This is a genomic window from Ruegeria sp. CL7, from assembly GCF_056536445.1.
Genome location: NZ_JBQFPQ010000005.1, coordinates 182253 through 200423, shown reverse-complemented (window position 1 = coordinate 200423; position 18171 = coordinate 182253). Strand labels below are relative to the sequence as shown.

Sequence of the window (18171 nt, the reverse complement as noted above, 5' to 3'; positions counted from 1 at the left end):
TGCTTTGCCGACCTATGACCATTACGCAAAACAGCACCAAACGGATCAACTATAGGTAAGTACTGTGTCGCCGGATTTAACCTTGGTTCTGGGCGGGGCCGCGTCGGGCAAGTCGGTTTTCGCCGAAGAACTGGTTGTTTCTCAGGGGAAAAGCCGAGTTTACCTTGCGACATCACAAGTGTTTGATGACGAGATGCGCCAGAAGATTGAGCGCCATCTTGAACAGCGCGGCGACGGTTGGACCACGGTTGAAGAACCCTTCGACCCGGGGCCGGTTCTGGCCACGTTGTCGCCCGATCAGATTTGCCTGATTGACTGCGCCACCATGTGGCTGAGCAACCACCTGCTGGCCGAAACCGATCTGGAAGCGGCACAAACCGCCCTGCTTGACGCCCTTCGTGCATGCCCTGCGCAAATCGTGATCGTCTCGAACGAAGTTGGCCACGGCATTGTCCCGGACAACGCCCTGGCCCGCCGGTTTCGCGAAGCACAGGGGCGGCTGAACATCGCGCTTGCAGCGCAGGCCGATCTGGTGGTGCAGATCACTGTCGGGTTGCCCTTGGTTCTGAAAGGGCAAATGCCGTGATGCGCCTTCACCTTGTTCGACACGGGCCGACACATGCGAAAACCATGGTCGGCTGGTCCGACCTGCCCGCTGACCTTAGCGATACAGCCGCACTGAAACGTCTGCACGACCATTTGCCGCCCAAGGCGCTTGTGATCTCGTCCGATCTGTCACGGGCGGTTGACACCGCCACGGCCATACAAGGTCAACGTCAACGCCTTCCCCATAAACCGGGCTTGCGGGAAATCCATTTTGGCGACTGGGAGTTGCGCGGATTTGCCGAAATCGAAGCCGAAGACCCGGAACTGGCCTTTTCATATTGGGACAACCCCGGCGATGTCCGCGCTCCGAAAGGTGAAAGCTGGAACGACGTCCGCAATCGGGTTGATGCGGCGATCGACACGCTTGTTTCAGCACATTCAGGCCGCGATCTAATCATCGTCGCGCATTTCGGCGTTATCCTCACGCAATTGCAGCGCGCCCTTGATCTGGACGGACAACAGACCTTTTCACACCGAATCGACAACCTGTCGGTAACGGATATCCTGATCGACGCAGGCAGGTGGTCCGTCGGTACGATCAATCACCTTCCGTGAACAGACCCCACACAAATCACTGTTTTACCGGGTTGCGAACCTGCGGCATCGTCTGCGTATGACATATGATTTGTATATCGGCGACCGCCTCTTCTCCAGCTGGTCAATGCGTGGCTGGTTGATGCTTGAGAAATTCAACCTTCCCTACAGAAGCCACATGATTGGCCTGTATTCGGGCACCATGGCACAGGATATGGAGCCCTTGGCCCCAGCGCGACTTGTGCCTGCCCTGCGCCTGCCGGAAGGAACTGTGGTGGGCGAAAGCCTGGCCATGGCTGAAACCCTGGCCGAGCGCCACCCTGATGCCGGCTTGTGGCCATCAGATCCCGCCGCCCGGGCAACCGCCCGCTGGCTATGCGCCGAGATGGTGGCAGGGTTTGGTGCCTTGCGGGATGAATGCCCGATGCAATTGCTGCACGTCTGGCAGGGTTTCGCCCCCTCAGATGAAACACTGGCAGATCTGGCACGCATCGCAATACTCTGGGACCATGCACGCAAAGTGTCCGGTGCGGGACAAGGCCCGTTGTTCGGCGCGTATTCGCTGGCGGACGTGTTTTACACACCTGTCGCAGCGCGGATCATCGGATATGGGCTGCCAGTTTCCAAGGCGAACCGGACCTATTGCCTGGACCTGTTGTCAGACCCCGCCGTCAGACAATGGCGCGCAATGGGCCTGACTGTCAGATACGACCCTTTTCCCTATCGTCAGGATTTGCCGTCCAAGCCCTGGCCGATCGGAGGGGTTTCAACCGCCAAGCCGGTCTCCGGCCCGTCAATCAACCAAGCTTGCCCGTATTCCGGCAAACCCGTTGCGGAATTTCTGGAGTTGGATGGAAAATGCTGGGGCTTCTGCAATCCATTCTGCCGCGACAAAACAATTGCCGATCCCGACGCGTGGCCAAAATTCGCTGCATTGCGCGCAACCGTTAACGACTCTTAAACCACAATCATGGCAGCAACACCCTGTTAATCAAGAACAGGACTGCCATGGTCGCCCGCGCCCACACTGTTGCCTTTCACGGCGTCGAAGCCCGCCCGGTCGAGGTGCAATGTGCCGTATCGCCCGGCTTGCCAGCCTTTTCCATCGTTGGCCTTCCCGACAAAGCCGTGTCCGAAGCCCGCGACCGTGTCCGCAGCGCGCTGAGTGCGATGGCCATCGCTCTGCCGTCGAAACGAATTACGATCAACCTGTCTCCTGCGGATCTGCCCAAGGAAGGCAGCCATTTCGACCTGCCCATCGCAGTCGCGCTGTTATCGGCACTCGAGGTCATCCCAGCCGATGCCGCCGAAGGAACAGTTGCACTGGGAGAGTTGTCGCTTGATGGATCTCTGGTGCCTGTCGTCGGCGCCCTGCCCGCGGCCATGACGGCCGCGTCAGAGGATCGCATGTTGCTGTGTCCCAAAGCCTCCAGCGCCGAGGCTGCATGGGTCGACGCCACTCAGGTTATCGGCGCGGGTTCCCTGGGCGATGTTGTCCGCCATTTCTCGGGACAGTGCCCTTTGCCGGCGGCACAACCCGGCGAGGTGAATCTGGCGCCCAGCGTGCGGGATCTGCGCGATGTAAAGGGGCAGGAACGCGCCAAGCGCGCCTTGGAAATCGCGGCAGCCGGGCGTCACCATCTGATCATGATCGGCACGCCGGGGTCGGGCAAATCCATGCTGGCCGCACGGCTTCCGGGCATCTTGCCACCGCTGACCGCAGTCGAAGCGTTGGAAACTTCGATGATCCAGTCCCTGTGCGGGTTGCTGGATGAAGGCGGCATCAACCGCACGCGTCCATTTCGGGAACCGCATCATACGGCCTCGATGGCAGCCATTGTCGGCGGGGGCAAAGGTGCCAAGCCCGGTGAGATCGCATTGGCGCATAACGGCGTGCTGTTCATGGATGAGTTCCCCGAATTTCCCCGTACGGTTCTGGAGACCCTGCGCCAGCCAATAGAATCCGGAGAAGTCATGGTGGCGCGTGCCAATGCCCACGTGAAATACCCCTGCCGTTTCATGCTGGTGGCCGCCGCGAACCCGTGCAAATGCGGCTACCTGACGGATCCATCGCGCGCCTGCTCTCGCGCACCCGGCTGCGGCGAGGATTATCTGAACCGTATCTCGGGGCCCCTGATGGACAGGTTCGACCTGCGGATCGAAGTTCCGCCTGTGGGCTTCACCGATCTTGATCTGCCCCCATCCGGCGACAGCTCGGCGACAGTTGCCGCGCGGGTTGAAAACGCCCGCGCCATACAGGCAGAGCGGTTTCGGGGAATGCCGGACCTGCGTCAGAATTCCGACGCCGAAGGCAAAGTTCTGGAACAGATCGCAACACCCGATGCAGAAGGAAAAGCCGTTTTGCTGAAGGCCGCAGATCGGTTCGGCCTATCGGCGCGTGCCTTTCATCGGATCCTGAGGGTGGCGCGGACGATCGCCGATCTGGACGGTTCAGCCGACATCCGCAGGCCACATGTTGCAGAGGCGCTGAGCTTTCGCATCAGCGCCCGGGTCATGGCTTAGATCTTGGCTTCAATCGCCTGCCAGATCTTCTCGGCGATGTTCACGCCGTCGAACCGTTCCAGCTCTTGAATGCCGGTGGGCGAGGTCACGTTGATTTCGGTGAGATAGTCGCCAATGATGTCGATCCCGACAAAAATCTGACCTTTTTCTTTCAGTAGCGGTCCGATGGCTGCGCAGATCTCCAGATCACGCTCTGACAACCCGACCTTTTCCGGGCGTCCGCCCACATGCATGTTTGACCGCGTTTCGCCCGCGGCTGGCACCCGGTTGATTGCGCCAACCGGTTCACCGTCCACGAGGATCACCCGCTTGTCGCCATTGCTGACATCCGGCAGGAACTTTTGCACGATCAGAGGCTCGCGCGAGAACCCCGTGAACAGCTCGTGCAGAGAGGTCAGGTTGCGGTCATTGGCATCCAGTCGGAACACGCCCGCACCGCCATTGCCATAAAGCGGCTTTAGGATGATATCGCCGTGCTTTTCCTTGAACGCCTTGATCGTTTTTATGTCACGGGCAATCGTTGTCGGCGGCGTCAGGTCAGGGAAATCCAAAACCAGCAGTTTTTCAGGATAGTTCCGCACCCAGAACGGGTCGTTGACCACCAGCGTTTGCCCTTTCAGGCGGTCCAGCAGATGGGTGGACGTGATGTAATGCATGTCAAAGGGTGGATCCTGACGCAGCCAGACCATGTCGAAATCGGCCAGGTCAACTTCACGTTCGGGGCTCAGAATCGCCGGATCGCCGGCGACCCGCTGCACGGTCATGTCATGGCCGCGCGCCGTGATACGACCTTCCTGATAGGCCAGCTGATCCGGCCCATAGAAAAACAACGAATGACCGCGCGCCTGCGCCTCCTCCGCCAGACGGAATGAGCTGTCGGCGTTGATGTCCACGGCCCCGATCGGGTCCATTTGAAAGGCGATTTTCATGTCGTGTCCCTCAGTTTCACGCAAGATACATGGCCCAGCAGGCCTGAGGGTTCAATGGGGCTTAGGCGTGACCGAAGGCGTTTTCGATGATTTGAACCGCGCCAGTGCCATCTACCAGTGCCGCGTCAAATCGGACATTGGTCAATTGCCCACCCGGTTCGTTTTCCAGGTATTGCGCGGCCGAGGCACAGATTCGGTCAATTTGTCTTTGACTGATCCGGGCTGCAGCTTTTTCGAAACTGGAGCTTTTCTTGACCTCGATGAACACGAGCCCGTCGCCATCCCGCACAATCAGATCGATTTCACCACCGGCACCCCGCCACCGGCGATGCGCAATTGCAAAACCCCGGCGCTCATAGTCCGAGGCGACCCGAAGCTCGGCCGACTGCCCCGCCTGATAGGAAACCGAGCCCTGAATTGCACGCCGCCCCATGTCATCCCTTTCCCAGTTTCAGAGCTTTCTGGTAAATCGGACGGCGCGGCAGATCATACATTTCTGACACAAGATCCGCTGCGTCCCGAACCGAGTGGGTTTCCAAAGCTCGCTTCAAAGCCTCTTCTACGTCGGATTCGTTGACACTTTGCGAATGACTACGGTCCACCAGCAGAACGATCTCACCCTTGACCGGTTTTTCCTGAATTTCTGCCGCCAGATCGGCCAGTCTTCCACGGCGGATTTCTTCGAACTTTTTCGTCAGTTCACGGCACAAGGCCGCCTGACGGTCTGCCCCCAGGCAATCCGCAAGATCTGCAAGGCTGGCCGAGACGCGTTTGGGGGATTCGTAGAACACCAAGGTGCCTGGTATGTTTTTCAAAGCCTCAATCCGGGTCCGGCGTGCGCCCGATGCATTGGGCAAGAAACCTGCGAAGAAGAATGAATCCGTTGGCAGGCCCGCCAGGGTCAGCGCTGTTATTGCGGCGGATGCCCCGGGCGCACAGGTCACCATATGCCCGGCTTCGGCCGCCTGCTTGCCCAGATCATATCCCGGATCAGCGATCAGTGGCATACCCGCCTCGGATGCATAGGCGACAGATTGCCCCTGCGCCAGGGCATCCATAAGTCTGCCACGCGCCCCGGCGCCGCTGTGATCATGGTAGGCCTGGATATGCCGACCCTCCAGCGGGATGCCATGGATTTCCATCAACCGCCGCAGGCTCCGGGTGTCCTCCGCCGCTATCACATCGGCCGAGGCCAGAACATCCAGCGCCCTGAGCGTAATATCGCGCGCGGTTCCGATCGGAGTGGCAACAAAATACAGGCCCGCAGCCAATCTGATCTTTTGGAAATTCAAAGCTGGACCCTCACAGCGTGACGTTTATTATCGCGGCTCAACAGAACAGAAGCATTCACAGCCGCCGGATCAGGGAGTTTTCATTTAGATGTTTACCGTTTGCAAGCCCGTAAGCAAGCTGGCGACAGCCGCCATTGCCCTGACGACCGCAGCGTTTCTGGCCGCTTGTGAGCCCGGCGGCGTTGGGGGTGGCCCTTCGATTGACACGTCGAATCCTGTTCCGGTTGCTTTGCTGGTTCCCCGCTCGGGCGACGCCGCGCTGGCGCAGAGCCTTGAGAATGCGGCCCGTATGGCAATGTCCGATCTGCCTAACGTCAAAATCGACCTGCGTGTTTACGATACGGCAGGAAATCCGACCACGGCGACAGCGGTGGCCCAGCAGGCCGTTGCCGAAGGCGCCAAGATCATTGTCGGCCCTGTTTACGCCCAGGCGGCAAACGCTGCCGGGCTGGCCGTACTGAACAATAACGTGAATGTCCTGTCGTTCTCGAACAACACCAGCATTGCGGGTGGCAATGTATTTGTACTTGGACCGACCTTTGAAAACACCGCCAACCGGCTGGTAAATTATGCGGGCAGGCAAGGCAAAACGAACACGGTTATCGTGCACAGCAATGATGCCGCGGGGCAAGTGGGGCAAGCTGCCATCGCCAATGCACTGGCAAACAGCCGGGTCAACAATGCGGGAACGGTCGGATACGACCGGTCGCAACAGGGTGTTATCAACTCGGTTCCCACCATCAAGGCCACCGTCGATTCGACAGGGGCGGACTCGATTTTCATGACGGCAACGACAGCGGGTGCCTTGCCACTTTTCTCGCAATTGCTGCCTGAGGCCGGCGTTTCTCCGGCGACGACACAATTCATCGGTCTGACCCGTTGGGATATCCCCCCGCAAACGCTGGAGCTGCCAGGCGTGCAAGGGGGATGGTTCGCCCTGCCCGACCCGTCAAAGGCCCAAGCCTATCGTCAACGGTATAACGCGACATATGGAGAAGCGCCTCATCCGATCAGCGGTCTGGCCTATGACGGCATTGCGGCGATTGGTGCTTTGGTCAGCCAGGGCAAATCCGATGCGCTGACCGGTGCTGCCCTGACCCAAAATGCCGGTTTCCAGGGTGTTGGCGGTATCTTCCGCCTCCGCCCGAACGGCACCAATGAACGCGGCCTTGCCGTAGCGACGATTCAGAATAAACAGGTGGTTGTGATTGACCCTGCCCCGCAAAGCTTCTCTGGTGCCGGTTTCTGAGCGATCAGGCGAGACCATGGCGCCGGATGGCGCGCTAATTTGCCCTGCCGAAAACATCTTTGACAGCGTCAGCGTCAATGATGCGCTGGCCGAGGTGTTCGAGACCAGCTCTGACAACAGCAAAATGCGCTCTGAAACAGTGCGCATTCTGCGCGACGCTCAGAAAGCGGGTCGCAAAGCCATCGCCGATGCCTTCAGCGAGCGTCCGTTCGACGCGCGCGCGCTGACCCGCTCCTATACTTACCTGACGGACCAGCTGGTCGGAACCGCGATGCTGGTCTCCAGCACGCGCCTGCATCCGCTTGCGACGCCAACACAAGGTGAAAAGATCGCCGTACTGGCCGTTGGCGGATACGGGCGCGGTGAAATGGCGCCCTCTTCGGATGTCGATCTGCTGTTTCTGACCCCCTATAAAATCACGGCCTGGGCCGAAAGCGTCATCGAATCGATGCTTTATATCCTTTGGGATCTCAGGCTTAAGGTCGGGCATTCCTCGCGCACGATCAAAGACTGCCTTCGGCTGGGCACCGAGGATTTCACGATCCGCACAGCAATGCTTGAACAACGTTATCTGGCGGGTGACAAGGCGCTGGCCGACGAGCTTGAACGGCGCCTGAAAACCGAGCTGTTCAAAGGAACCGAGCGGGAGTTCATCGAAGCCAAACTGAACGAACGAGATGAGCGGCACCTGAAACAGGGAGAACGCTACAAGGTCGAGCCCAACGTGAAAGAGGGCAAAGGGGGGTTGCGCGACCTCCAATCCCTCTACTGGATCGCAAAGTACATCTATGGCGTTCAGGACGTGGCCGAACTTGTGCCTTTGGGTCTGTTCACCCCGGAAGAGTTCAAGACCTTCGTTCAGGCCGAAGAATTTCTTTGGGCCGTTCGTTCGCATCTGCATCTGGTGACGGGTCGCGCCACCGAGCAACTGACCTTTGACATGCAGGTCGAGGTTGCAGCGCGCATGGGCTATGAAGATCACGCCGGTCGCCGGGCGGTCGAGGTGTTCATGCAACGCTATTTCCGCGAGGCCACGCGTGTCGGCGAGTTGACGCGGATTTTTCTGACGAAGCTTGAGGCGCTGCACGTGAAAGGCGCACCATTGCTGGAGCGCATTTTCCGCAGACGCCGGCGGATCAAAGCGGGATACCGGGTTGTTCACGGTCGTCTGGACGTAGCGGACCCTGACAAATTTCTGTCCGACAAGGTAAACCTTCTGCGCCTGTTCGAAGAAGGCTTGCGAACAGGAATGCTGATCCATCCGGATGCCATGCGTCTGGTGGCGGCAAATCTGCATCTGATCGACGACGAAATGCGCAATGACAAAGAGGCGCGGCGCATCTTTCTGGACCTGATGCTGAAACACGGCAACCCAGAGCGAGCCTTGCGGCGGATGAACGAACTGGGTGTGCTGTCAGCCTTCCTGCCCGAGTTCGAGCCCATCGTGGCAATGATGCAGTTTAACATGTACCACAGCTATACGGTGGACGAGCATACCATCCAGTGCATCGTGAACCTGGCCCAGATCGAACGCGGAGAGTTGATTGAATCGCTGCCTCTTGCCTCTTCGATTCTGAAAGGTGGGGTCAACCGCAAGGTGCTGTATGTCGCCCTGTTGCTGCATGATATCGCGAAGGGGCGACCCGAGGATCACTCGATTCTTGGAGCACAGATCGCGCGCAAGGTGGCACCAAGACTGGGCCTGAACAAAGCAGATTCGGAAACGGTCGAATGGCTGGTGCGTTATCACCTGCTCATGTCCGACATGGCACAGAAACGTGACATTTCAGACCCCCGCACAGTGCGCGATTTCGCCAAGGCAGTTCAAACCGTCAAACGGCTGGATCTATTGACCGTTCTGACCGTCTGCGACATTCGCGGCGTGGGGCCGAACACCTGGAACAACTGGAAAGCCACGCTTTTGCGTGCCCTTCACGCCGAAACCAAGCGCGCGCTGGAGACCGGGATGGAGGACCTCAACCGCGCCAATCGCGGCGCCGAGGCAAAAAAGGCCCTGCGCACCGAACTGGCGGCCTGGTCCAAGGCCGATCTCAAATCCGAGACGGGGCGCCACTATGACCCGTATTGGCAGGGTCTCAATCTGGCCACACATGTCGAGTTTGCGAACATGCTGCGTGCGCTGGAACAAAGCGGCGACCCCGGCGCGATGGAGATCCGCCTGCAACCGGACGAGGATCGCGACGCAACCCGAGCCTGTTTTGCAATGGGCGACCACCCCGGTATCTTTGCCCGCATTGCCGGCGCGCTGGCCCTGGTCGGCGCGAATGTCGTGGATGCGCGCAGCTATACGACCAAAGACGGCTATGTCACCGATGCATTCTGGATTCAGGACTCCGAAGGGCACCCGTTTGAAGCCTCACGCCTGCCACGTCTTACGCAGATGATCCACAAGACGCTGCGCGGCGAAGTGGTTGCGAAGGAGGCGTTGAAATCACGCGACAAGATCAAGAAACGCGAGCGTGCCTTCAACGTTCCAACGCATATCACCTTCGACAATGATGGCTCTGAAATATACACGATCATCGAAGTGGACACCCGCGACCGTCCGGGTCTGCTGTTTGATCTGACCCGGACCCTCGCCGCAGCGAATGTTTACATCGCCAATGCCGTGATCGCGACCTATGGCGAACAGGTGGTCGATACGTTTTACGTCAAGGATATGTTCGGCTTGAAATATCATTCGGAAAACAAGCAACGTGGGCTTGAGGCCAAGCTGCGCAAGGCGATCACCGAAGGCGCCGAGCGTGCGGCCTCATGAAGCAAATCCGTTTGTTTTCAGGTCTGTTTACGGTCGGCTTCTGGACGCTGGCCAGTCGAATACTGGGGTTTCTGCGGGAAATTCTGCTGACCGCCTTCATCGGCCCCGGGCCGGTGATGGATGCTTTCGTCGCGGCCTTTCGCCTGCCGAACATGTTCCGCCGCTTTTTCGCCGAAGGCGCGTTTAACGCGGCTTTTGTGCCCATGTTCTCGAAACGGCTGGAGGCAGACGAGAACCCCCAGGGGTTCGCGCAGGATGCGTTCAACTTGTTGGCCGTGGCCGTTCTGGCGCTGGTCGGGCTGGCCATGGTTTTCATGCCGGGTCTGGTGTGGCTGACAGCCGAAGGGTTCCATGGGGATGAACGTTTCGGCCTGGCCGTGGACTATGGCTATGTCGTGTTCCCGTATATCCTTTTCATGTCCTTGGCGGCGTTATTTTCGGGGGTATTGAACGCCACCGGCAGGTTCGCAGCGGCCGCAGCGGCACCTGTTTTGCTGAACATCTTTGCCTGCACCGCGCTGATCGCCGGGGCCATCTCTGGCGGTGAGGTGATACGATGGCTGATCTCGGTCATTCCGGTCGCCGGCGTCGCACAACTGGTGCTGGTCTGGGTGGCGACCGAGCGTGCCGGTATCCGCATCCGCCCCGGCCTGCCCCACCTGACGCCCGAGATGCGTCGGATGGTCCGCATCGCGGTTCCCGCCGCCTTGGCCATGGGGGTTACGCAGGTCAATCTGGTGGTCGGACAACTGGTGGCATCAAAGACTGAAAAGGCCGTGAGTTGGCTGTTTGCCGCGGATCGCCTGTACCAACTGCCTTTGGGCGTCGTCGGAATCGCCATTGGCATTGTCCTGCTGCCAGACCTGTCCCGCCGCCTGCGCGTCGACGACAAGGAAGGAGCCCGCAACGCGTTTTCCCGCGCCGGGGAATTTATGCTGCTGTTGACGCTGCCGTCGACCGTGGCGTTCCTGATCATCCCGAACCCGCTGGTTTCGGTGCTGTTCGAACGGGGACAGTTCAGTCCCGAGGATACCGCTGCGACAGCGCTGGCGGTCGCGATTTATGGCATCGGTCTGCCTGCATTCATGCTGCAAAAATTGCTGCAACCCCTTTTCTTCGCGCGCGAGGATACGCGTTCCCCGTTCCGTTATGCGGTGGTCGCAATGGTCGTGAACGCGGCCTTGGCGTTTGGCCTATTTCCGCTGGTGGGTTGGATCGCCCCTGCGATTGCCGCGTCAACTGCCGGCTGGGCCATGGTTGTTCTTCTGGCGATCGGGGCACGTCGCATGGGCGAAGAAGCGCGTTTCGATGACCGTTTCAGGGCACGTGCGGGACGGATCGTTCTGGCCTCGGTCGGCATGGGCGCGGTCTTGTTTGCGTTGATCCACTTCTTGGGTTGGACGCTGGACATTCCCGGCTGGCGCTATCTTGCGCTTTTGGTCCTGATCGTGGTCGCCGCCGTCTCGTATTTCTGTCTTGGTCATGTCCTGGGAGCGTTCAAATTGTCAGAGTTCAAACGCGCCTTGCGCCGGGCCTGATCAATCGCGGCGGATGCGCCCGACGATCCGGGCCCAGGCCCCCGGCGCCACCAGAAATGACATGCCAAAGCCGGTGGCAAACCCGCCCAGATCGGCGACCCATTCCGCGTTTCCGCCGAAGATCAGACCAAACAGGAACTGAATGCCCATCAGAACGGCGATCAGCTGAAACGCCCTCGCCTGATTTGCCCCCACAAGCGACAGTTTGCGCCACAACAACCACGTGAATGCTCCGATCAGGCCATAAACAGGTGGAAACCCTCCGATCAGGGGATAGCGCGGGTCCAGCAAAACGGCATAACTCAACGCGCCGCCAATCCCCGAGACGACGAAGATCAGCAGCATGGGGACACCACCGAAAACCTCACCAACCATTTTTCCCATCGCCAGAACGAAGACACAGACAAAAATCGCCTGCGTAAAGTTGGCGGATACAAAGGGATAGGTCACGAACCGGACCAGATGTTCGAACGGCCAACGCCCGTTCAGCACCATCCAATCGAAAATATCCGCCGAGAAGGCATAGTGCTGTATCGCGTCCAGACGCCAACCCACGGCCGCCGGTCCTCCGATCAAACCGCGCGATCCCAGCGTGAAGGCCAGTTCGACGCCGATGATGAACAGAACCAGCGCCACCACAACGGGCGGCAACGGGTTAACGGCGGGTGTGTAATGCTCACTGCTCATTGGGATGGCCTTTCGCGGCTGTTGACGTCCCTTTGCCTCATGGGTAAGCGACGGAGGCTGATTTTTCCAGACAGGAGTTCCCTTTGATGACCGAGACCCAGTTCACGCCCCGCGTGTTTTCCGGCGCACAGCCTTCGGGTAACCTGCACCTCGGCAATTATCTCGGTGCGCTTCGGAACTGGGTGAGAATGCAAAGCGAGGAATTTGAAACCATCTATTGCATGGTCGATCTTCATGCAATCACGGTCTGGCAAGATCCAATCGAGTTACAGCATGCAACGCGGGAGCTTTGTGCCGGTTACATCGCTTCTGGACTAAACCCCGAAAAATCGATTTTGTTTAATCAAAGCCAAGTGCCGGAACACGCGCAACTGGCTTGGATATTTAACTGTGTTGCTCGTATGGGTTGGATGCAGCGCATGACCCAATGGAAGGACAAGGCCGGCAAGAACCAGCAGAACGCTTCGCTTGGCTTGTTTGCCTATCCTGCTCTGATGGCTGCGGACATTCTAATCTACCACGCAACCCACGTACCGGTCGGCGAAGACCAGAAACAGCATCTTGAGCTGACCCGCGACATCGCCATCAAGTTCAACAACGATTTCGGCGTCGATTTCTTCCCCGTCACCGAGCCAGTGATCGAAGGTGCGGCCACACGTGTCATGAGCCTGAGGGACGGATCCAAGAAGATGTCGAAATCCGACCCTTCTGACATGAGCCGGATCAACCTGACGGATGACGCCGAAGCGATTGCCAAGAAAATCCGCAAAGCCAAGACCGACCCCGATGCTCTGCCGTCAGAAGCCGAAGGGCTCGAGGACCGCCCCGAGGCGCGTAACCTGGTCAATATTTACGCGGCCCTGAACGATCAAACCATCGAACAGGTTCTGTCCGAAGTAGGCGGCAAGCAGTTCGGTGAGTTCAAACCGATGCTGGCCGATCTGGCAGTGGCGAAACTGGCTCCGATCTCGACCGAAATGTCACGTCTGATGGGGGATCAGGCCGAGATTGACCGGATTCTCGCCCGCGGTGCCGAGCGCGCACGTGAAATCGCTGCTCCGATCCTGCAAAAGACCTACGAAATCGTTGGCATGGTCGGCGCCGCATCACGCTGATTGCACTGGACCTTCGCCTGACGCCCTCCTAGGGTTTGCCTGAATCAAAGGAGGGCGTCATGGCAACCGGCACGAACATCCGGACCTATTTTCAAGGCCAATGGCATGAGGGGGACGCACCCATCATGCGCGCGGCGGATCATGGCGCCTGGCTGGGATCTTCGGTCTTTGATGGCGCGCGGTATTTTGACGGGGTGGCCCCGGATCTGGAGGCCCATTGCGCACGGGTGAACCGGTCAGCCGAAGCCTTGATGCTGACGCCGACCATGACGACCGAACAGATGGTCGAGTTGGTACGCGAAGGGTTGCAGGCCTACAGCCCGGACACAGCCGTTTACATTCGTCCGATGTACTGGGGAATCGACGGTGACAGCACGGCAATAGTCCCGCAGGAAAACAGCACCGGTTTTGCCATCTGCCTGGAAGAAATCCCAATGGCCCCCGAAACCGCGTCGGTCACTCTGTCGACCACGCGCTTCCGCCGCCCGGTTCTGGAAAGCGCGGTCGTAAACGCCAAAGCGGGGTGCCTTTACCCCAACAACGCCCGCATGCTGCAAGAGGCACGCTCGAAAGGCTTTTCCAACGCTTTGGTGGCCGATGCGATGGGGCATGTAGCGGAAACGGCGACGGCCAACATCTTTATGGTGAAGGATGGCGAAGTCTTTACACCGATCCCGAACGGAACTTTCCTGGCCGGCATTACCCGGGCCCGGCATATCAAAAACCTGCGCGCGGATGGTGTGAAGGTCCACGAAACGGTTCTGAGCTTCGAGGATTTCCACGAGGCCGACGAGGTCTTCATGTCCGGAAACATGAGCAAGGTCACACCGGTAACTGCGCTGGAGGATACGCAATTTCAGGTGGGTCCTATTGCTCGCCTTGCCCGCGCGCTCTATTGGGATTGGGCTGCAAGCGAACGCTAGCGCAATGCCCCAGGCTTGCCCGAGTTGCCAGCGCGCGATCGGTCGGGCATGATCCCGGAAACCTAAAGAGGATACCCATGCGTAAGTTCCTAGTCGTTCTGGATGACAGCCGCGAATGCCTGAACGCGATGCGGTTTGCCGCAATGCGGGCTGCCCATACCGGAGGTGGTGTGACGGTCCTTTCCGTCATCCCGCCTGACGAGTTCAATCACTGGATCGGTGTGGCCGAAACCATGCGTGAAGAAGCCCGCGAACGTATCCACGCGCATTTCGAAGTGTTTGCCAAATGGATGCGGGACAAACAGAACGTGGAACCTGAACTGGCCATTCGCGAAGGCGATCCCGTGCCAGAGATCATCGAACATGTTCAGTCCGATCCCGAGATTGGTGTTCTTGTTCTTGGGGCGGGGACCGACAAGAAAGGTCCCGGTCCGTTGGTGACTCAACTGACAAAGAACTCGGGTAGCCTGCCGATTCCGATCACGATCGTTCCAGGTAATCTGAGCAAAGAGAAACTGGAAGAAATAACCTGAGGAGCGGCGATGGCGAAGACGATACAGTTCTGGTTCGAATTCGCCTCGACCTATTCCTACCTCAGCGCGATGCGGATCGAAGCGGCCGCGCAAGACAAAGGCGTCGCCATTGAATGGCACTCGTTCCTGTTGGGTCCGATTTTCGCGGAACAGGGATGGCGCACCTCACCTTTCAACCTGTATCCGGCCAAAGGCCGGTACATGTGGCGCGATATGGAACGTCTGTGCAAGGCGCGCGGGCTTCCTTTTGCAAAGCCCGATCCTTTTCCGCAGAATTCGCTCAGGGCAGCGCGTCTGGTTCTGGCCATCGAGGATCATCGGGAACGGGCGGCGTTTGTTCGGGCCGTCTTCAGCGCCGAATTCGGCGCCGGGCAGAATATCTCCGAGGACAGCGTTCTGGCCTCCTGCCTCGACGAAGCAGGGGTGCACAGCAGCGTGATGAACCGCGCAGGAGACACGGACATAAAACAGGCCCTGTTTGAACAATCTGCCCGCGCCAAGGCGCTTGGTCTGTTTGGTGCACCAAGTTTTCTGGCCGGGGAAGAGTTGTTCTGGGGCGATGACCGTCTGGATGACGCATTAGAATACTCTTCCACAATTTAGAATCGTTCCAAATCTTGACTTCCCGTGCGCCTGCGCGCATATCAGAAACACATCAGACGGAGCGCCCTCATGTTCATCCAGACCGAATCCACCCCCAATCCGGCCACGTTGAAATTCCTGCCCGGCCAAACGGTGCTGGAAGCTGGAACAGCGGATTTCCCAACTGCGGAAGCGGGCGAAAAATCGCCTCTGGCCAAACGCATATTTGCGGTCAACGGTGTGACTGGCGTGTTTTTTGGCAACGATTTTGTCACCGTTACCAAATCGGACGACGTACAGTGGGACCACATCAAACCGGCCATTCTTGGCGCGGTGATGGAGCATTATCAATCCGGCCAGCCTGTTATGGGCGCAGATTCCGCCGGGGCCTCGGGCCATGCCGAGCACTCTGGTGAGGACGCTGATATCGTCAACCAGATCAAGGACTTGCTGGACAGCCGTGTGCGTCCTGCCGTGGCTCAGGATGGGGGTGATATCACGTTCCACGGGTTTGATCGCGGCGTGGTCTATCTGCACATGCAGGGGGCCTGCGCGGGTTGCCCGTCTTCGACATTGACCCTGAAGATGGGTATCGAAAACCTTCTGCGCCATTACATTCCGGAAGTGACCGAGGTTCGCCCTGTTGCCGTCTAACCCGACGATTCTGGCGTTTGACACATCGGCCGCGCATTGCGCGGCCGCTTTGTTGCGTGATGGCGAAATCGTGACGTCTCTTGCCGAAGCAATGTCACGCGGACAGGCCGAACGATTGTTTCCGCTGTTGGAAGACGTGCTGGCGGAAACCGGATGTGATTGGGCCGGTTTGGACGCGATCGGCGTTGGGATAGGGCCCGGTAACTTCACCGGCATCCGTATTTCGGTCTCGGCCGCGCGCGGTCTTGCACTTGGGCTTGAAATCCCTGCGGTCGGAGTTTCCGGCTTCGATGCCTTGGGTGAGCTGGCGGAAGACGGGCAGATACCGGCGATCCCTGCCCCGCGCGACCATGTTTATGTGAAAATGCCCGGTGCCGATCCGTGTCTCTTGCCTCGGGCCGAAGCGGAACTTGGCGGGCAGTTGTATTCCTGCTCTGACCCTGCCTTGCTGGCACAAGCCATCGCCCGGCTGGCCGCGCGGCGCTGGGATCGCACCTGCTTGCCGCCTGCACCTTTGTACGTAAGGCCCGCCGATGCGGCTCCGTCCCGCGATACACCCCCTGTCCTGCTGAACGAATGACACCGCACGAGATGGCATCGACCCATGCCGCAGCGTTTTCGCAATCGCGCGGCTGGACAGAAGACGAATTCGCCGCCCTTCTTAAAAACCGCTTTACTTATGCCGTCGGAGATTCCCGGTGCTTTGCACTGTTTCAGGTGATTGCGGGCGAAGCCGAGTTGCTGACAATTGCGACCCACCCTTCGTTTCAAAGGCAGGGCCTGGCACTTCGACTCATGCAGGAATGGCATGATCAGGCGATCGATTTGCTGGCAACCCGTGCCTTTCTGGATGTCGCGGCCGACAACATTGCGGCCATCTCCCTGTACAATCGATGCGGATATCGGCAGTGCGGGCTGCGCAAGGCGTACTATGCACGCGAAACGGGCCAAAAAATTGATGCACTTGTAATGGAATGCCGCCTGCCCCAACGGCAATCGCCCGTTTTTTAGACCATTTGGTCAGAATTCATTTGACCATGGTGGTTGCAAACCCCCTTAATACCCGCCATCACAACAGTTATGCTCGCTAAAAGTGGGTGAACGGGGCTAATCTGACCCTGTGCCAACAAAATAATATTGGGAGACTGAAATGACCCTGATGAAATCCTTGATGGGTGCTGCCGCTGCGGTCGCAATGTCAGCCGGAGCGGTTCTGGCCGAGCCGGCCGTGATCTTTGACTTGGGCGGCAAGTTCGACAAGTCCTTCAACGAGGCCGCCTATAACGGCGCGCAGCGCTGGGCGAATGAAACCGGCGGCAAGTATCTGGAAATCGAAATTCAGGCAGAACCGCAGCGCGAACAGGCCCTGCGCCGTTTTGCGGAATCCGGTGCAAATCCGATCATCACCATGGGGTTCGGAATCGCTGACGCCCTGGCCGCTGTTGCAAGTGACTACCCCGACACCAAATTCGTCGCTGTTGACGTGACTTGGCTGGACGCTCCAAACATCCGCCAGATTGGCTTTGCCGAGCACGAAGGGTCCTACCTCGTCGGCATGATGGCCGCCATGGCGTCGAAATCCGGCACCGTTGGTTTCATCGGAGGCATGGACATCCCGTTGATTCGCCATTTCGGATGCGGCTATGCCCAGGGCGCGAAGGCCGTGAACCCAGACATCAATGTTGTTGCCAACATGACAGGAACAACGCCTGCTGCCTGGAACGATCCGGTAAAAGGTTCGGAGCTTACAAAAGCACAGATCAGCCAGGGCGCTGATGTGATTTACGCTGCTGCCGGCGGAACCGGCGTAGGCGTTCTGCAAACTGCAGCTGACGAAGACATCCTGTCGATTGGTGTGGACAGCAACCAGAATCACCTGCACCCAGGCAAAGTGCTGACTTCGATGCTGAAGCGTGTGGACGTCGCTGTTTATGAAGCGATGAAAGCAGGCGAAAACGTCGAAACCGGCGTTTTCACCATGGGTCTGGCCGAAGATGGGGTTGGCGTTGCCATGGATGAAAACAACAAAGAGCTTGTTTCGGTTCGCATGAGCGACGCCGTCGACGAAGCCCGCAAGGCGATCATCAACGGCGACATCAATGTTGTAAGCTATTACGAGAACGACAGCTGCCCGGCACTGCAGTTCTGATTACGCGCGGGGCGGGAGAGTGCCTTCCGCCTCGCCACCCACTTCGCCATCCGAGCGGACAGCTGGATGGGTTTCTCG

At 58.8% G+C, this 18171-nt stretch carries 19 protein-coding genes; 15 read left to right on the top strand and 4 right to left on the bottom strand.

Annotated elements, in window-relative coordinates:
• Positions 1–64 precede the first annotated feature (64 nt).
• From cobU to ACR0LI_RS14355, 4 genes are read left to right on the top strand one after another with little or no spacing between them, the layout of a single operon-like run.
• Positions 65–586: a bifunctional adenosylcobinamide kinase/adenosylcobinamide-phosphate guanylyltransferase gene (gene cobU, locus ACR0LI_RS14370; protein ID WP_209834628.1), complete on the top strand. Its 522-nt coding sequence runs from the start codon at positions 65–67 to the stop codon at positions 584–586.
• Positions 583–1161: a histidine phosphatase family protein gene (locus ACR0LI_RS14365; RefSeq protein ID WP_480718725.1), complete on the top strand. Its 579-nt coding sequence runs from the start codon at positions 583–585 to the stop codon at positions 1159–1161. Before cobU ends, ACR0LI_RS14365 begins: the two co-directional genes overlap by 4 nt.
• Positions 1162–1219: 58 nt before the next feature.
• Entirely contained in the window at positions 1220–2101 is an 882-nt protein-coding gene (locus ACR0LI_RS14360; RefSeq protein ID WP_480718724.1) for a glutathione S-transferase, read from the top strand.
• Positions 2102–2148: 47 nt separating this feature from the next.
• Positions 2149–3663: a YifB family Mg chelatase-like AAA ATPase gene (locus tag ACR0LI_RS14355; RefSeq protein ID WP_480718723.1), complete on the top strand. Its 1515-nt coding sequence runs from the start codon at positions 2149–2151 to the stop codon at positions 3661–3663.
• Here ACR0LI_RS14355 and gshB read toward each other — a convergent pair.
• The 3 genes from gshB to rsmI form a co-directional block, all read right to left on the bottom strand.
• Positions 3660–4592 carry a glutathione synthase gene (gshB, locus tag ACR0LI_RS14350; RefSeq protein WP_480485737.1) on the bottom strand — a complete coding sequence of 311 codons (933 nt, stop codon included), beginning with the start codon at positions 4590–4592 and terminating at the stop codon, positions 3660–3662. The genes ACR0LI_RS14355 and gshB overlap by 4 nt on opposite strands.
• A 61-nt stretch (positions 4593–4653) precedes the next feature.
• A complete protein-coding gene (locus tag ACR0LI_RS14345; protein WP_152456873.1) occupies positions 4654–5025 on the bottom strand; it encodes a YraN family protein in 372 nt (123 codons plus the stop codon).
• Position 5026: 1 nt separating this feature from the next.
• A complete protein-coding gene (gene rsmI / locus ACR0LI_RS14340) occupies positions 5027–5884 on the bottom strand; it encodes a 16S rRNA (cytidine(1402)-2'-O)-methyltransferase (protein ID WP_171724252.1) in 858 nt (285 codons plus the stop codon).
• Between the two features lie 88 nt (positions 5885–5972).
• Here rsmI and ACR0LI_RS14335 point away from each other — a divergent pair, with 88 nt between their 5' ends.
• The 3 genes from ACR0LI_RS14335 to murJ are packed head-to-tail and all read left to right on the top strand — an operon-like array spanning position 5973 to position 11450.
• The gene (locus ACR0LI_RS14335) at positions 5973–7133 is read left to right on the top strand and encodes a penicillin-binding protein activator (protein WP_480491923.1); all 1161 of its coding nucleotides are present in this window, start codon (positions 5973–5975) and stop codon (positions 7131–7133) included.
• Complete coding sequence (locus ACR0LI_RS14330) at positions 7093–9912, top strand: [protein-PII] uridylyltransferase (protein ID WP_480718722.1); 2820 nt, start codon at positions 7093–7095, stop codon at positions 9910–9912. The genes ACR0LI_RS14335 and ACR0LI_RS14330 overlap by 41 nt, the downstream gene beginning before the upstream one ends.
• On the top strand, positions 9909–11450 hold the full coding sequence (gene murJ, locus ACR0LI_RS14325; protein WP_480718721.1) for a murein biosynthesis integral membrane protein MurJ: 1542 nt from the start codon (positions 9909–9911) through the stop codon (positions 11448–11450). The genes ACR0LI_RS14330 and murJ overlap by 4 nt, the downstream gene beginning before the upstream one ends.
• On the opposite strand, the gene ACR0LI_RS14320 is transcribed toward murJ, so the two are convergent.
• On the bottom strand, positions 11451–12137 hold the full coding sequence (locus ACR0LI_RS14320) for a rhomboid family intramembrane serine protease (protein ID WP_171171106.1): 687 nt from the start codon (positions 12135–12137) through the stop codon (positions 11451–11453).
• A gap of 86 nt (positions 12138–12223) precedes the next feature.
• Between ACR0LI_RS14320 and trpS the strand changes: the two genes are divergently transcribed.
• The 8 genes from trpS (at position 12224) to ACR0LI_RS14280 (ending at position 18093) form a co-directional block, all read left to right on the top strand.
• Positions 12224–13252, top strand: a complete 1029-nt coding sequence (trpS, locus tag ACR0LI_RS14315) for a tryptophan--tRNA ligase (protein ID WP_171641678.1) — start codon at positions 12224–12226, stop codon at positions 13250–13252.
• A 59-nt stretch (positions 13253–13311) separates the two neighbouring features.
• On the top strand, positions 13312–14175 hold the full coding sequence (locus ACR0LI_RS14310) for a branched-chain amino acid aminotransferase (RefSeq protein ID WP_480718720.1): 864 nt from the start codon (positions 13312–13314) through the stop codon (positions 14173–14175).
• Between the two features lie 77 nt (positions 14176–14252).
• A complete protein-coding gene (locus tag ACR0LI_RS14305; protein WP_171634880.1) occupies positions 14253–14708 on the top strand; it encodes a universal stress protein in 456 nt (151 codons plus the stop codon).
• A gap of 9 nt (positions 14709–14717) precedes the next feature.
• Positions 14718–15311: a DsbA family protein gene (locus tag ACR0LI_RS14300; protein ID WP_480621325.1), complete on the top strand. Its 594-nt coding sequence runs from the start codon at positions 14718–14720 to the stop codon at positions 15309–15311.
• Positions 15312–15380: 69 nt separating this feature from the next.
• The gene (locus ACR0LI_RS14295) at positions 15381–15944 is read left to right on the top strand and encodes a NifU family protein (protein ID WP_152456863.1); all 564 of its coding nucleotides are present in this window, start codon (positions 15381–15383) and stop codon (positions 15942–15944) included.
• Positions 15934–16524: a tRNA (adenosine(37)-N6)-threonylcarbamoyltransferase complex dimerization subunit type 1 TsaB gene (gene tsaB / locus ACR0LI_RS14290; RefSeq protein ID WP_480718719.1), complete on the top strand. Its 591-nt coding sequence runs from the start codon at positions 15934–15936 to the stop codon at positions 16522–16524. The genes ACR0LI_RS14295 and tsaB overlap by 11 nt, the downstream gene beginning before the upstream one ends.
• Positions 16521–16955 carry a GNAT family N-acetyltransferase gene (locus ACR0LI_RS14285; RefSeq protein ID WP_209834646.1) on the top strand — a complete coding sequence of 145 codons (435 nt, stop codon included), beginning with the start codon at positions 16521–16523 and terminating at the stop codon, positions 16953–16955. The genes tsaB and ACR0LI_RS14285 overlap by 4 nt, the downstream gene beginning before the upstream one ends.
• A 139-nt stretch (positions 16956–17094) precedes the next feature.
• Entirely contained in the window at positions 17095–18093 is a 999-nt protein-coding gene (locus tag ACR0LI_RS14280) for a BMP family lipoprotein (protein ID WP_171634886.1), read from the top strand.
• The last annotated feature ends 78 nt before the right edge of the window (positions 18094–18171 follow it).

Coding starts and splice junctions, on each gene's coding strand:
- ACR0LI_RS14360 (WP_480718724.1), top strand. CDS start 1,220: ATGACATATGATTTGTATATCGGCGACCGCCTCTTCTCCAGCTGGTCA.
- ACR0LI_RS14355 (WP_480718723.1), top strand. CDS start 2,149: ATGGTCGCCCGCGCCCACACTGTTGCCTTTCACGGCGTCGAAGCCCGC.
- gshB (WP_480485737.1), bottom strand. CDS start 4,592: ATGAAAATCGCCTTTCAAATGGACCCGATCGGGGCCGTGGACATCAAC.
- ACR0LI_RS14345 (WP_152456873.1), bottom strand. CDS start 5,025: ATGGGGCGGCGTGCAATTCAGGGCTCGGTTTCCTATCAGGCGGGGCAG.
- ACR0LI_RS14335 (WP_480491923.1), top strand. CDS start 5,973: ATGTTTACCGTTTGCAAGCCCGTAAGCAAGCTGGCGACAGCCGCCATT.
- murJ (WP_480718721.1), top strand. CDS start 9,909: ATGAAGCAAATCCGTTTGTTTTCAGGTCTGTTTACGGTCGGCTTCTGG.
- ACR0LI_RS14320 (WP_171171106.1), bottom strand. CDS start 12,137: ATGAGCAGTGAGCATTACACACCCGCCGTTAACCCGTTGCCGCCCGTT.
- trpS (WP_171641678.1), top strand. CDS start 12,224: ATGACCGAGACCCAGTTCACGCCCCGCGTGTTTTCCGGCGCACAGCCT.
- ACR0LI_RS14310 (WP_480718720.1), top strand. CDS start 13,312: ATGGCAACCGGCACGAACATCCGGACCTATTTTCAAGGCCAATGGCAT.
- ACR0LI_RS14305 (WP_171634880.1), top strand. CDS start 14,253: ATGCGTAAGTTCCTAGTCGTTCTGGATGACAGCCGCGAATGCCTGAAC.
- ACR0LI_RS14300 (WP_480621325.1), top strand. CDS start 14,718: ATGGCGAAGACGATACAGTTCTGGTTCGAATTCGCCTCGACCTATTCC.
- ACR0LI_RS14295 (WP_152456863.1), top strand. CDS start 15,381: ATGTTCATCCAGACCGAATCCACCCCCAATCCGGCCACGTTGAAATTC.
- ACR0LI_RS14285 (WP_209834646.1), top strand. CDS start 16,521: ATGACACCGCACGAGATGGCATCGACCCATGCCGCAGCGTTTTCGCAA.
- ACR0LI_RS14280 (WP_171634886.1), top strand. CDS start 17,095: ATGACCCTGATGAAATCCTTGATGGGTGCTGCCGCTGCGGTCGCAATG.